The sequence below is a fragment of the Ornithinibacillus massiliensis genome (assembly GCF_018310345.1).
GTDB lineage: Bacteria > Bacillota > Bacilli > Bacillales > Amphibacillaceae > Ornithinibacillus > Ornithinibacillus massiliensis.
The window spans coordinates 76589-95787 of sequence record NZ_JAGXBY010000003.1; the positions used below are offsets into that span (position 1 = coordinate 76589).

Sequence of the window (19199 nt, forward strand, 5' to 3'; positions counted from 1 at the left end):
AATTCTCCTTATTCTAGTTTCAATAATATGTTATGAAATAATTCCTTTTCTTCTTCCGACAATCGGGAAAGAATCTCCTCCTCATGGTCCGCTACGATCTTTTCAATTTCCTTATACCGTTCTATCGCCTCATTTGTTAATTTAATATAATGCTGTCGCCTGTCTTTTCCTACTACGCGATTGACCCAGCCATTCTCTTCCATTCGCTTAACCGTTCTAGTAATCGTAGGTGGATTCACATGAAGATAGTTTGTGATCTCTGTTTGCGTTTTGGGACCATTCTCGTACAAGTAGTACATAATCGACCATTGAGCATGATATAAATCATGTGACTGTAATCGATCATTCAATTGTTTATTTATAGAACGAACACGTTGATTGAATAAATGAATGATATCACGGTTTTTCATCACGGACCTCCATTACTTACCTAGGTAAGTATTTCTATCATGCTAATCTTACACCTATTTTTCACTTCTGTATAGGCCTTACTTTAAAAGTAATATTAGAACAATTATCTATTGCTACTATACCTTACTTCTTATTTCAACAAAATAAGTCTTTATTCTTAACAGAAAACGACAAACTTTACTAGATTTATCTGATATTATGGTGAAAATAATGAAATAATAGAGTTGGGAGAGGCGACATGGAGAGAATTTTTGAACCATTTAAGAGGAAAACGGACGTTTCGGATCAAAAACAAGCGACTATTATAGAACTTCAGGAAGATAATATCTGCTTTTATCGTTTTATTGGTGGTAATCCCGGCGAGACGGAGGCATTAAGCCATAAACTACAGAATTTAAAAAAGAGTAAACCATTACTTATCGGTCTCTTCCGCTTCCCATTTCGATTTGAAGGAAAACGTAGAAAATTGACTGCCCGTGAACAATACTTCATCATGAAAGATTATTGTGATGCTATCATCTTCTTCCACAGTGATGAACTAATGAAAACGATAGATCCATCAATTCCTATCCATGAGGCACATCAAGCCTTTGATGCAATTGAAGAGAGGGCAATCGGTACTATACGGGAGATGGTAGAGGATACAGGAAAGGTGAATATTGATTATCATGATGTTAAAGCTTTTATTGCTCTGAACCGTGGCCCCCTTTTTATACATACGATTGAAGGCAGAAGTTTTGACGAACCACTTAAATACCTAATTTCAACTCCCTATCTGCCGAAGGATTTTACCGAAGCAAAGCAGTTAATTATTAACATCGGCTACACAAGAGATGTAGATATGGAAGCCTTTAGACAAATTAATCTCCGCCTTAATGACTTGTTTGATAAAGCTGATTTATTTAAAATTGGTTCTTATTTAATTGATAAGCCTGGCCACCTTTTCAACATTTCATTACTAGTAAATGGTATACAGGATCCCGTTGCTGCCCCATTAAAATCCAACAAAAATACGTTCTCTAAATATAAGAAAGTGATACGAAAATGGCTAGCAGAACCCAAGTAACAAATATTTATACTTACATTAAATTAAATGAATCGTTCAAACTAAGCCATAAGGAGGGATTAACATGGCTAAAAATAAGAAGAAAAAAAATAAAAGTAAAGAAGAATTAAATGATATGAAGGGGAAGGAACGCTATCCTAAGAATAGACAATAATGTATGGAGGGTAGTCCGAAACCTAATAGGACTATCCCCCATACCTATAACGTAATCCCTTTCAACTTTCAGAATACATTTTCTCTTAAATTTCCTACGATTATATAGTAAAATACAGATATTTAATCATAATTAGAAAAGAGGGGGAATCTTGAAGAATTTCGGATTACTAACAAAAATTATTATTGCCATTATAGTAGGAATTATTATTGGTTCATTTGTCAATGAGTGGTTTATTCAGCTGCTTGCTACTTTTAATAGCATCTTTGGTAATTTTATTAGCTTTATTATCCCGTTCATTATTTTAGGATTTATAACACCAGGAATAGGAGAAATTGGCCGTGGAGCTGGAAAACTTCTCGGTATAAGTGCTTTTTTTGCTTATGCATCTACTATATTAGCTGGAATTATTGCATTTCTCGTAGCAAAGTCCCTTTATCCTTCTTTACTAAATGGACAATCCTTACATTCGGTGACAGATCCAACAGAAGGATTAACAGAGCCTTTCTTTACCGTTCCTATGACACCACCGTTCGAGGTTGTGACTGCGTTAATTATTTCGTTTGTGCTAGGAATTGGTCTAGCTTCTATTCACAGTGAAAAATTACTTGGTATCTTTTTAGACCTACGTGCCATTGTTCAATTAGTAATAGAAAAAGTTATTATTCCATTACTTCCTTTTCACATCTTAGGGATCTTTGCAAATATGACGTATACGGGGCAAGTGGCAACCATTATTACTGTTTTTGCAAAAGTAATGTTGATGATTCTTATTCTGCATCTATTATACCTAGTGTTGCAATATTCTATTGCAGGTACGCTAAGTCGACAAAATCCTTTTGTAATGTTAAAAAAAATGTCCCCAGCCTATTTTACTGCTTTAGGTACACAGTCTTCAGCTGCAACAATACCAGTAACCTTAAAGCAAACGAAATCCTTAGGCGTAAAGGAATCCATTGCGGATTTTACTATTCCTTTATATGCTAATATCCATTTATCGGGTAGTACTATTACACTTATAAGTTGTTCACTAGCAGTATTATTTCTTAATGGTGAACCAGCTACTATGCAGTCCTACCTTCCATTTATTTTAATGTTAGGAATTACAATGGTGGCAGCACCTGGTGTTCCTGGTGGAGCTGTTATGGCAGCTATTGGACTCTTAGAAACTATGCTTGGTTTTAATCAAGCAATGGTATCGTTGATGATAGCCCTATATCTTGCCCAAGACAGTTTAGGAACAGCGTGTAATGTCACTGGTGATGGTGCGATCACATCGATTGTCAATACTATCTTTAAAAGGTAACTAAAAACAGACAGTTCTCGAAAAATAACGATTGCGAGAGGCTGTCTGTTTTTTGGTGATATAAATAGTCACCTTAAATTAGAATTATGTCACAGCCCAACAAGCGAACTTTATTTAGATAATCCATAGACCAAGAGAAGCAATCACATTTCATTGCCATTTTTTTCGCCTTTTAGGAACTATACTTCCTTTTATAGTCTCATCAATAGATACATATAGCACATCAGGATCTCCAATTGGGTACTAATAGGTTGGGTCACTCGTATGATTTTTTTAATAAAAGCTAGATTCTCCTTAATCCTTTATAATCTTGTAATAAAGTTGATCTGCTTCTTTATCCCATTCCACCGCAACTTCGATTTCCTTCCCTTCCTGATTGGAAATGATAAAGCTCGGTATTCCATGTTCTCCAGCAGCTTTTAGCTGTTCTTCAAAAACGTTGGTGACATCCTCATTTAATAGCTCATTTAGCTCTTTAATTATTTGATCATGTGAAAGGTTTTTCATCCTGATACTCCTTAGCTTCATATTATATTAAGATCTTTTTTCATTTTTCATTGCTTCATCTGCTAACTGGTCCATAGATTTTACCTTACCATGCGGATTTTTAGCATTCTTTCTCGCTTGCCATTGTCTATCTTTTTCTCTTTTTGAATCAGTCATGCAGAATTCTCCTTACCATGTCATTTATCCTTGTTTATTTTGTCTTGCTTTTTTGCTTTAGCTTTATGTGCTTGATTAGTTTTGGCGCTCCAAACTCTGTCGAAAATTCTGTATCTTGAACACTTGAGTCGAAGCCTTGTTTATTTTTTTGGTCAGGACGATTTTTCTTTGTATTCTTCGCCATTGCCTTATCCTCCTTTTTCTTATAGTATGGAACAGCAAATTTAGAAATATGCTATTAACCAAAGAAATAAGGCGGATCATACTACTTTGGTGATTTTTATTCACCTAGTATCTCTCTTGTGCGGTTCAATATTTCTTCATCCTTTAAACGAAACTTAAATTCTACTCGCCTCGACGCTTCTGCACTATATTCGCCATTTTCATCCGTTCGGTAATCTGTATAGGATTTACTATTGACCGTTAATTTTTGTTCCAAATGTTCTTGGATATTTTTATAGGGGAATTCTTCTCCTAATATATAGGAGGCAACACTAAATGCCCTGCCCTGGGCAAGCTCTAAGTTGTATAGATATCCACCACTTCGGTCTGTATGCCCTTCAATAATAATTTCAGCCACATAATCTTCATAACCACTCTCTAATAACACATCTAGATATTTTGGCACAAACTCGTCTAGGAATTGATACGACTCGGGCCTTAAATCCGCTCGATCAAATTCAAACAGAATATCCGTATCAAATAGAATGGCACCGGTTTTATCATCCACTGTGATTCCTGTGGTAGAATCATTAAATTCAGCCTTAAGCTCATTCACTAAATGTACTCTAACCCCCATAATTTGATCAATCGTCCGCTTCATCTCTTCTATTTGTAATGATTTGATGACCATCATAACAATGAAAATTAAGATAAAGCATAACAAAATAATCGTCAGTACATCAGTGAAGGATGGCCAAAACTGTCCCTCATCATTTTCTCGCTTAAATAATCGCTGGTATTTAGTATCCATTTTGATTCATTCCTATTCCCGGAGGTCTTGATGGCCCTTGTTGACTGACAACACTAAGTTGCCTAATTAATGCTTGCATCTCTCTTCCTAATTCTTGGAGTATGTGTTGTAAATTCTGTCCATTCGTTTGTTGTATTTGCTCGTTTAATCTGCGGATTTCCATAAATTCACGTTTAATATGTTCATTCGTATTATCCATGGAGTGTGATATGTTACGAACTACCTGGTCTATACGATTACCAAATGAGCCTTCAAAGTTATTGATATAGTTAGTAAGAGCATCCTTTAAAACTGTTACACTCGCTTCCATTTGATTCTCTCGATGATTATAGGATTGGTTCATCTGAGATATTTTCGAATCGATTTCCTGCATCAGTTGGTTATTTTTCATGCTTACTTGTTCAAATGTTTTCGTTACTTCACGTAGATGCCTTTCAAATGCTACCGATTCTGTCGTATGCTCTTTCAAATGATTACTAAAGGTTCGATTAAAATGCTTCAATTCCTCAAACCGATCCGTTAAAAGTTGTTTATATTCTGCTTGTGTATGATTAATAACATCTAGTGCTTCTGGCAGGCCAGAAATCGATTCCCCTAGTCGATCGAATTCCCTTGAAAGCTCCCCTAAATAAGTTGTAATCCCTGCCAATCTAGACGATAAATCATTTCCGAAAATTTGTTTAAACTCTTTATTATGACTATCCATTCGTTTAACTAATTGATTACTTTGATTTACAATTTGACCGATCGAATCCCCTACTGTTTTTTGTCCTTGTAAGATTGATGATGTGAAGTCCTTCAAATCAGATACGACATTTTTCATATGAAGTAAGGATTCTTTTTGCGTATCAGATGCTTCTTTAATTTGTTCATATGTCCCCTCAACCGTTTTAACAATACGCTCATTCTTTTCCTCTACTTTATTAAAGTAAGCAAATAGTGAATCAAAGTTCGCGTTTAATCGAGCAGTCCCTTCACTAAATCCAGCTGTTACCTCTTTCATTTGATTAAAAAGTTGATGAAATTCGCCTAGGTTCTTTGATAATCCATCATTGAAGGCTGCTAAATCCTTTGCTGATTGTTGTAAACCTGTTGTATATTCTTGAAATCCTTCAAAAGCTCGTTCAATATTACCTAGAGATTGTTGATTCGATTCTTGTAATTGAACGATGGACTGATTAATCATTTCTGAGACTTGAATCAAACGCCCCATGCTATTTTCATCATTTCCTTCTAGACTTGATTCTACTTTCAGCATAATGTCGGTAAGCATATGCTCTGTATTAAACGCTTTTACCAAAATCGTCATAATTAAAGAAAATCCCATACCTGCAATACTCGTGTAAAAGGCAACGTCAATTCCTGCTAATACTGCTGCAATATTTTCTACTAGTTGTTCTCCTGTAGCATTAATGGTTCCAAGTGAAATAGTTAAACCAATAAAGGTTCCAAGAACACCAAGCAATATAAACACCGAAACTGTCATTTGTATCATTTTAATTAAATTCACGACAGGAATCCCAAAGATTCTCCAGCTTGAAAACCTCTCCTGGACAAACGTCTCTGCTGCAACAGATTCAATTTGACTCCTTCTTTCAAACTCTTGGTAAAATGATGCCAGTGGTTCAATATCCATTCTGTTTGTTTCTTTAAAGTAATTTCGTAGCTTTTTTAGTTTATTAAATACGATGAGATGAACTAAAACAGAAATAATAAACCCTAGTATAAGCATCAAAAAAATCAACTCTATTAGAGGACTTGACAATATTGCTTCCGCCTTTTCCTTACTTGTAAAGATTTCTAATATAATTTGCACCACAACTTACCTCTCCCGCCAAATAAGATTCTTGTACGCTTATTAGTACATCCTATTCGGGAGCCAGATAAATCATGAATGCTTGTCAGAACAATATAGCGAAAATTATGTAATGGGTTATATTGCAGGGATAATGCTTTCTACTTGGGGTAATGTTAGGTATTTTACGTTACCTTTTTTTGTAGTCCTTCCCTATTTAAGGAACAGACAAGGGCGATCTGTTGCCTTGGTCAGCGATTCCTCCTCATTTTGGGCACTGAGGAAGGCTCTCTGTTACCTTAGTCGGCGTTTCCCCCTCATTTTGGGCACTGAAGAGTGCTCTCTGTTACCTTGGTCGACAGTTCCTCCTCATTTTGGGCACTGACGAGGACGTTTCGTTACCTCCCTTCCATCCCATTTAGAAAGCCCAATACAATTTATCCAAAAAAGATGCCACACACAGTTGGCATCTTTGAAAATAATAGGTATTACATTAATCTAATTCTTTCACTAACTCAGCCATTAATTCTTTACCAGTAACTAGCTTTTCTCCACCACCTTGTGCAATTGTATCTGTTCCTCCACCTTTACCATTAATCCGTGGTAATACTTGCTTTAGCACTTGGTTCATTTTCATAGGTACATCAGAACCGCAAGCACAAACGATTTGAAGTTTATCAATAGTTTCGTTAACAAAGAATACTAATGTATTAGTTGATTTAGCAGTAATATTTTTAGCTAATTGTTGAATCTCAGGCATAGTCCTATTTTCAAATACCTGCTCAATTAATCGGAAACCAATCTGATTGGTATACTTTTCCATTAAAGAAGCAGCTTCATAATCGATTAATTGTAGCTTTAAATCTTTAACCGTATTTTCAAGTTCCCTTGTTTGTTCTATTACTCGTTTTGTAGCTTCTATCAACTGTTCTTGAGGTGTACTTAGTATTGCTGTTAAACCTTGAATAACTTGGTGTTTTTCGTGTAATTGATGACGTACTCTTTTTCCACAGACAAAATATAGACGGGTATGTTTTTTATGGTTTTCCCAATGTAAAATTTCAATCGACCCTACTTGGCCAGTTGAATTAGGATGTGTTCCACCACAACCGTTATAATCAAAGTCCGGAATGATGACTAGTCGGATATTTTGCGATACAGATACTTTCTTTCTCAAACGATAATGGATTAATTCATCCTTCGTTACCCATCTTGTTTCAATTGGTCGATTTTCTATAATTATGATATTAGCGATATTCTCTACCGCTAATGCTTCTTCTTTCGTAAGGAGGTCTGTTGCTAAATCAATCGAGCAAAGTTCCTTACCTAGGTGAAAGCTAACTGTTTTATATCCATGTTCTTCTTCAAACGCAGCGGAAAGAATGTGTTGTCCAGCATGCTGTTGCATGTGATCTAGACGTCTTTCCCAATCAATTTCACCCACACACTCCTGATCTTTGTCCAGAGTTCCATTTAGGTAATGACGAATTTTACCATCTATTTCCACTACATTATAGACCTCTATATCATCTAGTGTACCTGTATCATGAGGTTGTCCACCACCTGTAGGATAAAATGCTGTTTGGTCTAACACAACATAAAACTGTCCTTGTTCATCTTTACCTTTATGTAAAATGCTTGCTGTAAATCGTCCCAAATATGGATCTTGATAATATAGCTTTTCTGTCTTCACGCTTTCTTCACCTCTTATTACGATAGTTTTTGATTATTACTATACCCCTCTTAATAAAGGAAAGGAAGTTTTAGTATAGAAGATAGGATTCTCATACACTTATCCTAAGTAAAGAAGAGTAACCAACATTACTCGGCTACTCTTCATATTTAAGCATTCTTATTGATATGGACTTGATGTGGGAAAGGTATTTCTATACCGTTTTGATCAAACGCTTCTTTCATTGCTTTGCGTAAATTCCGCTCGACAGCCCACTGTTCTCCATTCTTTGTTTTAGCAATCACACGAAGTACTACCTCAGATGCACCAAAAGCTTGTACACCAATCACATCTGGGCCTTCGACGATGTTCTCATCCTCTACTGCAATCCGCTCACATACTTGCTGCAAAATTTGTGTCGCTTTATCAATATCATCATCATAGGATATACCTATATCCACAAGCGCTCGCATATTTCCTCGGGAATGATTACTAACATTCGTAATTTCACGGTTGGGTACAAAGTGTAATGTACCATCCATTCCTCTTAATTTCGTAGTACGAAGACCAACTTCCTCGACTACCCCATCTTTACCTGCTACTGTCACATAATCTCCAACATCAATTTGTTGCTCCAATAAAATAAAGAACCCAGTAACCACATCACTGACTAGACCTTGTGCACCGAAACCGATGGCTAGACCCACAATACCGGCACCCGCTAATAAAGTAGTAATATCAAATTGAAAGATAGAAAAAATAAACCCGGCAAAAATAAACAATAAGAAATATGTAAATATATTTTGCGTAATAGATTCTAATGTCTTCGCTCTACCTAAATTCATCTCATCTTGTTTCCGATTAAATACCTTCCTTATTGCACGAGTCCCTATAGACTTCACAATAAAATACAAAATGACAATGGCAATTACTCGAATGGCAATATTTCCAACTTGAAGTAATAAATCTGTCCAATTAATATCATCTATCCAATCTAACATAATTTCACCCTCAACCTATAAAAATCTAGTAATCTATTTACAGATTACAAATAAAGTATTCCCTTAATCTATCAAAATTAAACATCTTTCGTCAAACGATAAACCAATACTCCTTTATGTAGAAACGTGCTAGGGAACCCCTAAACCAAATTCCCTAGCACGGATATTAAATAACCGTATAATACGGTTCATATCTAGGATGCTTAAAATATGGTGGTCTTTTTGCTATCAACGGCAAACGAAATTGGATTCCAGGCAAATAAGATACAATTACCTTACTATCGGATTGATTCAATAACAGCAGTTGAACCTCTGGATTATAGTAATAATTCATGATACCGAAGCCTCCCATTCTTAATTTCTAGCTATTTTATTCGACATCGTGCATAAATGAGACTGTACTACTCCAACCAGGCACACCATTCGCCCATATCGAATAAAGTAATTATTAACATGAAGGAGGAATCGTTCGTATGGCAAAAGATAACTCTAAGTATCAATCCTATCCAATGTATCCTAACTATGGAAAAATCACCAAATACCAGGAAGTTCCGATAACAGTACCCGAACAACGGCAATACCGCCAGCCTGGAATCGAAAGTCTCATGGTGCCGCAACCAATCATTGAGAACCCCAATTACAAAGGTAGTGGAAAATTAAAAGGAAAAGTCGCATTAATAACTGGTGGTGACAGTGGTATGGGAGCAGCTGCCGCTATTGCTTTTGCCAAAGAAGGCGCTGACGTAGCGATTTCCTATTTGGATGAGCACGAGGATGCCCATAGAACTAAGAATAGAGTAGAAGCGTTTGGTAGACAATGTCTGCTTTTACCTGGTGATCTCAGAGAAAAGCAACAATGTATTGATATTGTCAAACAGACATTGGAAACATTCGGCGAACTGCATATCCTTTGTAATCATGTTGGCATCCAGTTTCAACAATTAAGTTTATTAGATATATCCGATGAACAATTCGATGAAACGTTTAAAGTCAATATATATTCTCACTTTTATACTACTCGTGAAGCATTAAAATACTTGAAGGCCGGTAGTTCCATTATAAATACTGCCTCTGTTGTTACATTTTTTGGCAACGATCAATTAATCGATTATACCGCAACAAAAGGAGCAAACATCGGCTTCACCCGTGCACTTGCAAGAAATTTAGCCGATAAAGGAATTCGCGTTAATGCCATTGCTCCTGGTAGAATTTGGACTCCGTTAATCCCAGCAAGCTTCTCAGCGGATGAAGTAACACAAGTGAATAACCTAATGGACCGTCAAGCCCAGCCTTTTGAAGTAGCACCAACCTTTGTTTATCTTGCCTCAGATGATTCACGCTTTGTAACTGGCCAGGTGTTACATGTCAATGGCGGAGAGATCTTCGGATAAAAAATCGGGATACTAGTATCCCGATTTTTATATTGTGGATGGTTCATTTTGACTCATTTGATTTTCCCACTCTTTATTTATCCTATCAATAAGCTCTTCAACCGAACAATCCAATATTTTCACCGGAATATTAACTTGAGAAGGTAATATTCCCTTGTTCATCCGATTTAACATTCTTTTAACCGAGCTACTTCGATTGACAATTAAATCAGGATCTTTTGTAAAAATCCCGAGGTATGTTTGCCCACCAAATTGAATGAAATCGATATCTTCTATCTCTTCCCATCTAATTAACCCAGCCGCAATATATGTAGATTGATCTGTTATTCCTTCATGATTAATTATAATAGCAGGTTTTCTTTTTGCCATTGTTTTTACCCAATAAACCATGCAAAGGCCAAAGAAGACAAAAACAACTCCACCGATAAGAATAAACTTTAGACGATCACTACCGTTATCGATTAGTCCTACCAAAAAAAGTATTGCCCCAATAGCTACAAAAATAAAGCAACCGATTCCATATAAGATCATCTTCCCTTTTTTAGGGTAAATTACTAATTCATTCATCATTCTCCCTCCTTCCGTTACTTTACCGAGTATACCCTTTGTTCTAATTGCTTCAAGGGGCAAAAGTCCCCTCTAAAAACCAGGACTTTAGTCAGATTTTACTATCTATTAAAGTTTAAATTAAACAAAGCAGGAGTTGGTAGGCTTAAGGAGAGTCATAGAACATCAGACTCTCCCCCTATGCTTCTTTAGATATTCCCTAATAATCTCTCGATGACTTCCGACCATTCTTTCTGGTAATTCTGTTGGTGGAAAGAATTCAAACGTTAATGATTCTGCTTCGTCCACCTGTATTTCACCTTCATATTCATTAGTATAATAAGCAACTGTCACAACGTAAAATTGATCCCCATTTTCGGCAATAATAAAATGGTCCTTGCCAGAATAGACATTAATTAAGTGAAGCCTACCAATGGTCAGTCCGGTTTCTTCCTTAACTTCTCTTCTTGCTACATCTTCCGTTGATTCGCCAAGTTCCATTAACCCACCAGGAATTCCCCAGACCCCATTTGGAAACCTTCGTTGTTGCAGTAGAATACTCCCTTCAGTATTCGTAATGATTGCCACAGCACCAACAAAGATTAACGGTCTATGGCCTACTATTTTCCTCAAATCCTCTACATATCCCATCTATTTGCTCCTTTATCTAAAGTTATCTATCGGACTTGATGATGATAATTACTGAACAGCTTCCCTACTCCATAAAGTAGTTTTTTTCGACTAGTACTTGTACAGTTACAAGGTAAACAAGCAAGCTAAAAATATCCTTCATTTTAACTATATTCATGATTACTAGAAATGATATGGTTGTTAGTACTACCAATGAACTTGCCTATTCTTATTACTTTTTCGGTACTTTCCTTATCCTTTAAGCTACATTGAGTAATAATATATTTGACAGACTATTCCTTCATTATAAGTGCTAGCATGATATTCGAAAAGTAATCACCACCAATATTCCACCATAAGAAAAAACACATTCGCTAAAAGAAGAGCGAATGTGTTTTTTCTTATACAGGGAGGAAAAGTTTAAATACTTTCCTATCTGCTAAAAACACCCTCATGATGCCTTTATCTATCAGTAAGAAATCATTGTTAATTCCTACCTTGAATCTAATGATCGTATTACTTCACCGGTAATAGCATTTAATTCAATTGCAGTGTTTCCATTCTTTGTTTTTAATTCTAGCTCGTATATATATATGCCCTTGTTTACATCTAATACCATTTGAACAACGGTGCCTTCTATAACACTTTCTGCAAGTTCAATTGCTTGAAGCTCTGTGATTAAATTTGGGAAAGTAGCTTGTTCCATATTTTCCTCCTACCAATCTTCATTATCGTTAAGTTCATCTGTACGTTGATTGTTATGTCTAATTTTTAAGTGTCTTATGTGTATATTCAATTGCAGAGAATAGTAATTGTTCATGATCCTTTACTCTTCTTCTTTAATATAGCCATAAATCCTTAAAGAAAAATAACAGTTAAATTAAAATTTGATTAGAATCATATTAATTCATTCCTTAGACATCATATTCGATACGTATCAAAACTATTAGTGCAGGCATCATATTTTTAACGTTTAGTTTTTTCTTCCCATAAAAAAGTTTATAAAACAAAAAAGAGAATATCTCTAAAACAGAGACTTCCCTTTTTTTCCTACTACTTCTTCCCATCATTTAATTCCATCGCTTCCTCAGGACTAGACATAATGGTTGAACCCTTATAACGCAATCCTACATCACGATCAGATTCTACGCGCTTACTTTTCTTTAACTTTTTTTCTTGACGGTCTTTTCCCATCTTAGCACCTCCTACTACTAAGATGGTTTTTTTGTTTGGAATTATTCCTTAATAAAATTCTTTAGACAAATCTTCTTATTAAGCTCATATAAGCTATTCAACTACTATAAAGGAGTGGAAAAATAAAAGTGGTATTATGGAAGTATGAAAAGGAGCTATGAAATTAGTTAACCTAGATTGCAACATACCATGCACCAAGTATGTTGATGCATGGTATGTTCTAATTAGCTATCTAAATAAATCATAATAGCATCTCGTAAAAATTTTGTACCGCCTTTTATAGCAGTGTCATAATAAGCAGTAAACCGTTCATCTGCCACATACATTTCAGCTAGGCCCGCATGTGCTTCTTTTGAATAATTCGTCCATGAATACAGTAGCCATTGCTTATGTTTCTCAGCTAGTTGTTGTGCTTTTTCTGATGCTGGATCGCCCGTTTTATAAGCTTCTTTTAATAAATTCATTATTTCTTCACCAAGCTCTGTCATCGCTTGATAATCCGCTTGTGTCATCCCTCTTAATTTTGTATTACTTGCCTCAACGATATCATTACCGTATTTTTCACGGATTTCTTTGCCATACTTCTTCTCATTCTCCTCAATCAACTTTTCTTTTAATCCTGCAAATTTTTCATTATCCTGCATGGGTACTCCTCCTTCCATACTGGCAATTGTTTTTTCGACGGTTGCCATAATCTGGTCAAGGCGGGCTCTCTTTTGCTTTAATTTCGCATGATGATTCTTCAGTGCTTCTTTTCGATTGAAATCTGGTTGTTGGATTATTTCCATAATATCCTCCAGACTTACATCTAACTCTCTGTAAAACAAAATTTGCTGAAGTAGATCCACTTCTTCTTGCCCATAAATACGATAGCCAGATGAATTAATTCTTGCCGGCTTCAATAATCCAATCTGGTCATAATAACGGAGCGTGCGGCCGCTTACTCCAGAAATACGAGCAAGTTTATTTACTGTATACTCCATAATGATTACCCTCCCGACATCCTCATCATAAACCTTTACGCAACGTTAAGGTCAAGGGAAATTCATAATATCCTCCCACCTAAGTAGCCAAACTTTTTGTTATAATTAAGCTTATATAATATTATGGAAAAAGTATTTTGTTGCGAAGTTCCTCATACCGGTCTGATAAACTCTTTTTATATTTAGTAATCCAATAATTACAATACTCTTCTTTTGAAAAACTGGACATATCCTTGCTGTCTGTAACAATATCTAGTGATTCCTTTAGAGAGCTTTCAGCCATTTTACTAGTCATATTCTAAAGCGTTTTGGGGTCTTTAATTTTATCAAAGCTACCAATTCTGTATTATTCCTATTTTCATAAATAATATCAAAGTCATGTCTATACCTATATCTATCTTCAAACTGTTTGAATTGAATCCACCCCGGTATTGGAAACAGTTCTATTTGATTCACTTAGTTCACCCGATTCTTTGTTTTTATAGTACTGAATTCCCTTACTAATCTGTTAATACTCACAGATTTATAGGCAACACTTAAAACGTCAACCAATACATTACATATGTAAAAAGAACGTATCACAAAAACTGTATGATACGTTTTATTATTACCCTACTAATTCCTCTACCCTTTCCTCCAATTCTTCAATCCTCTCTTTTTTCTCATCCTCATCAAGATCTTTATCTGCTTCTATTAATTCTATCTGTTTTTCAAGACCACTAATTTGAATGGATACATCACCTAGCTGCTCTCCTAATTCTATTGCATCTTCAGGCATATCTAATTCCAAAAAACTTCTAGCAGCTAATGTTTTTGCTCTATCTCTTTCTTTAATTTCCTCATAAATTTCAATTACTTCATGGAATTCTTGATTTATCCATGCTTGCTCTATTGTTAATACTGGATTATCAGACTGGAGAGTCAGTATTTTGCTATTGGCCTCTTCGTTATTTAATTTTATTAGCTTTTCTACCACTAAATCTAGGTTATCTGCGCTAAGTTCTACCGACTTCATTAAGTGTTCAGGGTTACTAGATTCTAAATATAATTGACTTAAAAATTCCTTTCTACTTTCAGAACCTATATTATCAGATTCTAAGACTGAAATAGCCTCCTCCAAGTTCCCATCAATATATAACTTATAAGCCTGATTAACCTTTTCTGATTGGAGTAATGATTGTTGCAACGCACCGTTTTCATCTGCTAATTTTTTGTGTTCTTCTTGAAATTCTTCTCTAGTAGCAACTGTTGCTTCATTTAACGGTGCCACTTGTGTAATATACAAAAACAATAGCCCAAACAGGAAACCAATTAATGTTCCAGATAGCAGAGATAGCTTAACCTTTCTATTGCCAACAACAGGACTTTTCCATTTATTCAACCCTAGATTAGACTTACTATCTTCAGAAGTATCATCTCTTTTTACTTGTTCACTATCTTCAATATTATCGAGTAATTCCTTAATGGATTTAGAATTGTTTATAGTGGAAATAAAGCTTTCTGTTTCCTTATTTAAAGTTGGATTTTCTATAAGATAACGAGAGAAACCTACGAAGAGATAATTGATAATTTCCTTCATTTCTTCTAGTAATTGTTTTTCATTAAACTCAACAGGAGGCAAAACATGACGAATACCGCGATGTACTAATTTCACATCGCCTTGTTCATTCACGTAAACATTGTTTGGATGTAAAGTAGTAGTATATTGTGTTCCAATAAGCCTGGATAACTCAATTAAATTCATAACAATGACACGTTTTTTTTCAGTAGAAACTTGTAAATATTCGCTTATATTGTGATAATGACTATTACGCTTAAAGTAGATTCTTACCCATTCCCCATCAACAATAAAATGCTGACATTCAAAGAACATATCATCCGGTCTTTTTAGCTCTTCTAATTGCTCTGCTTCCTTTAGTTTTGTTAATTTACTCGGAATTTCATATACTATTATTTCTCCATTATCCCTTATGGTTCCAAAATCCTCACTTATTTCTCCATTCATAATGTTAGCCCCCTGTAAACGAATTACTTTAGTACAAAGAAAACAGTTATAAATATAACAATGAATAGTGCAATTACTACCATATTTCTTGCAAATCTTGATTTCTTGACTTGTTTCTCTTCTAAGGAACTCGTAAGAAGCACTTTAACCTCTTGAGCATTTTGAATTCTCTTTTCGGGTTTTAATTCTACTAGTTGATTAATACATTTCTCTAGTTTCCTAGGAATGTCATCTACAAAATAGGAGATTGGTTTTTGTGCAACGTAAACGTATTTTCCTTTTGAAAGTATGAAATATAGTAACGCTCCTAAGGAAAATAAATCTGTACGAAAATCACTTTGCTTTTGCTCAAATTGTTCCGGTGCAGCGAAGCCAACTGTTCCTATCTTCAAAGTATCTTTCATTTTATCATCTTGGTATTTCCTTGAAATTCCAAAGTCAATTAATTTTATACTCCCATTATTGCTCAAAATAATATTACCGGGCTTGATATCTCGATATATGATTGGTATTGAACGGGTATGTAAATAATGTAAAATATCACTTATCTGGATTCCAATTTCAATCACTTTATTAATCGGAAGGTCAAATTGTTTCTCTAGCAAAAATTCCGAAAGAACTGTCCCCTCAGCATATTCCATTACAAGAAATATGTACTTTTCAGATGTAAAAAAATCAATCATTTTTGATATATTAGGATGATCTAATTCACTTAATATTTTTGTTTCATCCACTATCTTTTTAGAGAGTTTACTTTCCTTATTTACAATCTTCATCGCCCATTGTTGTTGTGAATCGTGGATATCTTCTACCAAATAAACCTCCGACATCCCACCGGAAGCGATATGGGTTACAACACGGTATTTATCTTGCAATATCTGCTCATTATTAATTTTGATCCCATGTTTACTCATACCACTACTCCCTATTTAGATGTTTCATAAATGAAAACCAAGAAGAGTTATTATTTCTATTTTCCTGCTCATAATAAAGGTGTTTAGTTAGAATAAGGGTAATATTATCGTGGGCATTAGAAAAATTAGAGAAATTTATTAAATACTCACATACAGATTGGTAATTACTATATTCTTTTTCTAAATTTAAAAGCATATCTTTAATTTCTTTATTTGAATATAGTGAGTAAAAACCATCACTACAAAGTAAAAATAAATCACTAGAATTATAGTTACCTATCTTAGTATAAGGATTAATATCCTCTTCAATTCCAAGGCATTGTAATAAGACATTTCGTTTAGGGTGATTTCTTGCCTCTTCCTCTGTTAGTTTGCCAACTAAAACTTGTTTCTCAACCCATGAATGATCTTCTGTTATTTGAATGAATTCTGGTTCCGCCTCTAACACTTCTGTTTGCTCATGTAAATTCCCATGTGGCACTTGCTTTAGATGATAATCTAAACCACCAATTGTTTCCTTCAGTTGATATACTCTACTATCTCCAATATGAACAATTCCATATTGTCCCTTATAGAGTGCTAAGAAAGTTACCGTGGTTCCCATCTTCTTACCACTATTTTTACTCGTTTCTATTATGACACGATTAATTTGATTGAATAATTTAGTGAGTTCTTTGGTTATTTGTGTTACAACATTTTTTCTTTTTAAAATCTTATCAATTCTTCTATCCCACCATTGTTCTATTGTTTCAATTGCAAGACGACTAGCAGTATCACCAACCTGATATCCTCCCATGCCATCCGCAACTACAAATATTCCTAACTCATTTTCTTTACTATCCGTTTGAAATCGTATTAAGTAAGAGTCTTCATTCTTCTTCTTTTTGGTACCTTGATGCGTTGCTATTCCTGTCTTCCAGTTCAATCTCATTCAGTTGAACTCCATTTAAAAGAATATCTTGCTTTACCTATTATAAATTCATCTCCATCATTTAATGCATACACTTTGTATGGTACCAATGCATTTCCATTCAACTTCGTTCCGTTTTTTGACCCTAAATCCTTTAATCCATAACTAGTTGGATCAATTTGAAGTATCTCTGCATGGATTCTGGAAACTCCAGTAGATTCCTCCGTGTAGTGAACCGAACTATTATTTCTACCTATTAAGAAATTCTTATTATTAATTACAATAGTTTTTCTTTGGCCATCCTCCCCAGTCCTATATAAAAGGGCTATAACTGTTTCTTCCGGATGGATTGCTACAGTTGATTCATCTTCCAATAAGACAGTATCATCAGTATGTGGTGGTGTTAGAAAACTCATATCTATAGATGAAGCAGCGACAGACTGATGGGTTGTAATTTCACTAAAGTTAGGTGAGTGTTCTTCTATTTGTTGTTGAAATGGATTGGAACTATGTCCTATGTTAGGTTGAAAATTCGTCCTATCATTATTTGAGTTCGCATGTTTAACGTGATAGTTCTGTTTTCTATCTTCTTGCGGTTTCTCTTCTAAAGGTATATCGATAGGAGTAACTCCAGGTCTCCAAAATTTTGTATATATTACTACAGCAGCTAAAACCAAAATAGTTAGACCTATACATGTCCAGAGAATTGAAGGTATAGGATACATATCAAACAACTTCCACGTCAATGCTATTAAAATCACCGATATGGCAAAGATATAAACCTTATGTCTAGAAGATAATGGTGGTAATTGCTTTTTCATTTTGCGCTTTCTTTGACTTATTGGAACCACTTCATCTATATTATCCATACTAGGTTTTTGTCGGTTATCATTAGTTTTATAGCCAGAAGAATTGGAGGTACTAGTGTCATTACCATACGATTGAGCAGTATAGTTATCAACTGGTTGAAACTGATTTACATTTGTCCTAAGCGAAATTAATTCTAATAATAACTTTTTTAATCCTGATAAACTAAAGGAAGAATTTTTAATATAGGTTAAGATACTCTTAAATTCATTCCCTTGTAACCCTTCCACTTCTCCTGCAATATCTGTTAACAATTGCTTCATGTCTTCATTGATTGTTGTTTGTTTATTCAAGTCCTTAATTGGTAAATATGCTAAATACACATCGCTTGCATTTTCTCCAACATAAATAAAGTCAGAACGAAGAATAAAATTATCTTGATTTAGCATATATGAGCTACTATTCTCCAATGTTTTAATAATAGAAAGAAACAATTGGTAATAATCGTTCATATTAGTATTATTATTCCGAAAAAAAGATACAACTTTATTTTTGGAATTTATGTTGTAGTGTAGCTTTGTACTAAAATCAATATTTTCCACACTCATAACTAATAGATGTGGTATTCGATTGGACTGCATCATTTTTAATTGAACATTATGTAGATGATTACTAGATAGCTTCTCTCCATCTTTCTCTTTAAAAACTATCGATTTACCATTTTGGTGGATATATTCAAATCCTAAGTTATAGATAGTGCCCATTGTTTTCCTCCTAT

General features: G+C 34.7%; 21 protein-coding genes. 3 read left to right on the top strand and 18 right to left on the bottom strand.

From position 1 onward, the window contains the following. Nucleotides 1-8: 8 nt before the first annotated feature. Nucleotides 9-410: a MarR family winged helix-turn-helix transcriptional regulator gene (locus KGF86_RS08935; RefSeq protein ID WP_186870067.1), complete on the bottom strand. Its 402-nt coding sequence runs from the start codon at nt 408-410 to the stop codon at nt 9-11. A 239-nt stretch (nt 411-649) separates the two neighbouring features. On the opposite strand from KGF86_RS08935, the gene KGF86_RS08940 reads away from it, so the two are divergent. Both KGF86_RS08940 and KGF86_RS08945 read left to right on the top strand, forming a co-directional pair. After that, complete coding sequence (locus KGF86_RS08940; protein WP_211741626.1) at nt 650-1477, top strand: FtsZ/tubulin family protein; 828 nt, start codon at nt 650-652, stop codon at nt 1475-1477. A gap of 305 nt (nt 1478-1782) precedes the next feature. Beyond that, a complete protein-coding gene (locus tag KGF86_RS08945) occupies nt 1783-2937 on the top strand; it encodes a dicarboxylate/amino acid:cation symporter (RefSeq protein ID WP_211741627.1) in 1155 nt (384 codons plus the stop codon). A 294-nt stretch (nt 2938-3231) separates the two neighbouring features. Here the strand turns inward: KGF86_RS08945 and KGF86_RS08950 are convergent, their stop codons facing one another. The 8 genes from KGF86_RS08950 to KGF86_RS08980 form a co-directional block, all read right to left on the bottom strand. Continuing rightward, nucleotides 3232-3444, bottom strand: a complete 213-nt coding sequence (locus KGF86_RS08950; RefSeq protein ID WP_186870064.1) for a hypothetical protein — start codon at nt 3442-3444, stop codon at nt 3232-3234. A gap of 27 nt (nt 3445-3471) precedes the next feature. After that, nucleotides 3472-3600 (bottom strand): DUF6254 family protein, encoded by a 129-nt coding sequence (locus tag KGF86_RS19310; protein ID WP_222619035.1) that lies wholly within the window; start codon nt 3598-3600, stop codon nt 3472-3474. A 34-nt stretch (nt 3601-3634) separates the two neighbouring features. Next, entirely contained in the window at nt 3635-3784 is a 150-nt protein-coding gene (locus tag KGF86_RS08955) for a hypothetical protein (protein WP_211742040.1), read from the bottom strand. A gap of 96 nt (nt 3785-3880) precedes the next feature. After that, on the bottom strand, nt 3881-4573 hold the full coding sequence (locus tag KGF86_RS08960; protein WP_186870063.1) for an OmpA family protein: 693 nt from the start codon (nt 4571-4573) through the stop codon (nt 3881-3883). After that, complete coding sequence (locus KGF86_RS08965) at nt 4563-6392, bottom strand: MotA/TolQ/ExbB proton channel family protein (protein WP_211741628.1); 1830 nt, start codon at nt 6390-6392, stop codon at nt 4563-4565. The genes KGF86_RS08960 and KGF86_RS08965 overlap by 11 nt, the downstream gene beginning before the upstream one ends. A 469-nt stretch (nt 6393-6861) precedes the next feature. Next, nucleotides 6862-8061 carry an alanyl-tRNA editing protein gene (locus KGF86_RS08970; protein ID WP_211741629.1) on the bottom strand — a complete coding sequence of 400 codons (1200 nt, stop codon included), beginning with the start codon at nt 8059-8061 and terminating at the stop codon, nt 6862-6864. Between the two features lie 149 nt (nt 8062-8210). Beyond that, entirely contained in the window at nt 8211-9041 is an 831-nt protein-coding gene (locus KGF86_RS08975; RefSeq protein WP_211741630.1) for a mechanosensitive ion channel family protein, read from the bottom strand. A gap of 166 nt (nt 9042-9207) precedes the next feature. Continuing rightward, nucleotides 9208-9375 carry a hypothetical protein gene (locus KGF86_RS08980; RefSeq protein ID WP_186870059.1) on the bottom strand — a complete coding sequence of 56 codons (168 nt, stop codon included), beginning with the start codon at nt 9373-9375 and terminating at the stop codon, nt 9208-9210. 139 nt (nt 9376-9514) lie between these two features. Here KGF86_RS08980 and KGF86_RS08985 point away from each other — a divergent pair, with 139 nt between their 5' ends. Continuing rightward, nucleotides 9515-10432 (top strand): SDR family oxidoreductase, encoded by a 918-nt coding sequence (locus KGF86_RS08985; protein WP_211741631.1) that lies wholly within the window; start codon nt 9515-9517, stop codon nt 10430-10432. A gap of 27 nt (nt 10433-10459) precedes the next feature. Here the strand turns inward: KGF86_RS08985 and KGF86_RS08990 are convergent, their stop codons facing one another. The 9 genes from KGF86_RS08990 to KGF86_RS09030 all read right to left on the bottom strand — a co-directional run bounded on the left by KGF86_RS08990 (nt 10460) and on the right by KGF86_RS09030 (nt 19185). Then, nucleotides 10460-10999, bottom strand: coding sequence for an STM3941 family protein (locus KGF86_RS08990; protein ID WP_186870057.1), 540 nt, complete (start codon nt 10997-10999; stop codon nt 10460-10462). Nucleotides 11000-11164: 165 nt separating this feature from the next. Continuing rightward, nucleotides 11165-11629, bottom strand: coding sequence for an NUDIX hydrolase (locus tag KGF86_RS08995; RefSeq protein ID WP_186870056.1), 465 nt, complete (start codon nt 11627-11629; stop codon nt 11165-11167). 472 nt (nt 11630-12101) lie between these two features. Further along, nucleotides 12102-12314, bottom strand: a complete 213-nt coding sequence (locus tag KGF86_RS09000) for a PepSY domain-containing protein (RefSeq protein ID WP_186870055.1) — start codon at nt 12312-12314, stop codon at nt 12102-12104. A gap of 347 nt (nt 12315-12661) precedes the next feature. Then, nucleotides 12662-12802 carry a YpzI family protein gene (locus tag KGF86_RS09005; protein WP_064965382.1) on the bottom strand — a complete coding sequence of 47 codons (141 nt, stop codon included), beginning with the start codon at nt 12800-12802 and terminating at the stop codon, nt 12662-12664. A 224-nt stretch (nt 12803-13026) separates the two neighbouring features. After that, nucleotides 13027-13785 carry a MerR family transcriptional regulator gene (locus KGF86_RS09010; RefSeq protein ID WP_186870054.1) on the bottom strand — a complete coding sequence of 253 codons (759 nt, stop codon included), beginning with the start codon at nt 13783-13785 and terminating at the stop codon, nt 13027-13029. Nucleotides 13786-14392: 607 nt separating this feature from the next. Beyond that, complete coding sequence (locus tag KGF86_RS09015) at nt 14393-15790, bottom strand: type VII secretion protein EssB/YukC (RefSeq protein ID WP_211741632.1); 1398 nt, start codon at nt 15788-15790, stop codon at nt 14393-14395. Between the two features lie 23 nt (nt 15791-15813). Beyond that, on the bottom strand, nt 15814-16704 hold the full coding sequence (locus tag KGF86_RS09020) for a serine/threonine-protein kinase (RefSeq protein ID WP_211741633.1): 891 nt from the start codon (nt 16702-16704) through the stop codon (nt 15814-15816). A 4-nt stretch (nt 16705-16708) separates the two neighbouring features. Further along, complete coding sequence (locus KGF86_RS09025) at nt 16709-17635, bottom strand: PP2C family protein-serine/threonine phosphatase (RefSeq protein ID WP_186870051.1); 927 nt, start codon at nt 17633-17635, stop codon at nt 16709-16711. Further along, nucleotides 17632-19185: a DUF6382 and FHA domain-containing protein gene (locus KGF86_RS09030; RefSeq protein ID WP_211741634.1), complete on the bottom strand. Its 1554-nt coding sequence runs from the start codon at nt 19183-19185 to the stop codon at nt 17632-17634. Before KGF86_RS09030 ends, KGF86_RS09025 begins: the two co-directional genes overlap by 4 nt. Nucleotides 19186-19199 lie beyond the last annotated feature (14 nt).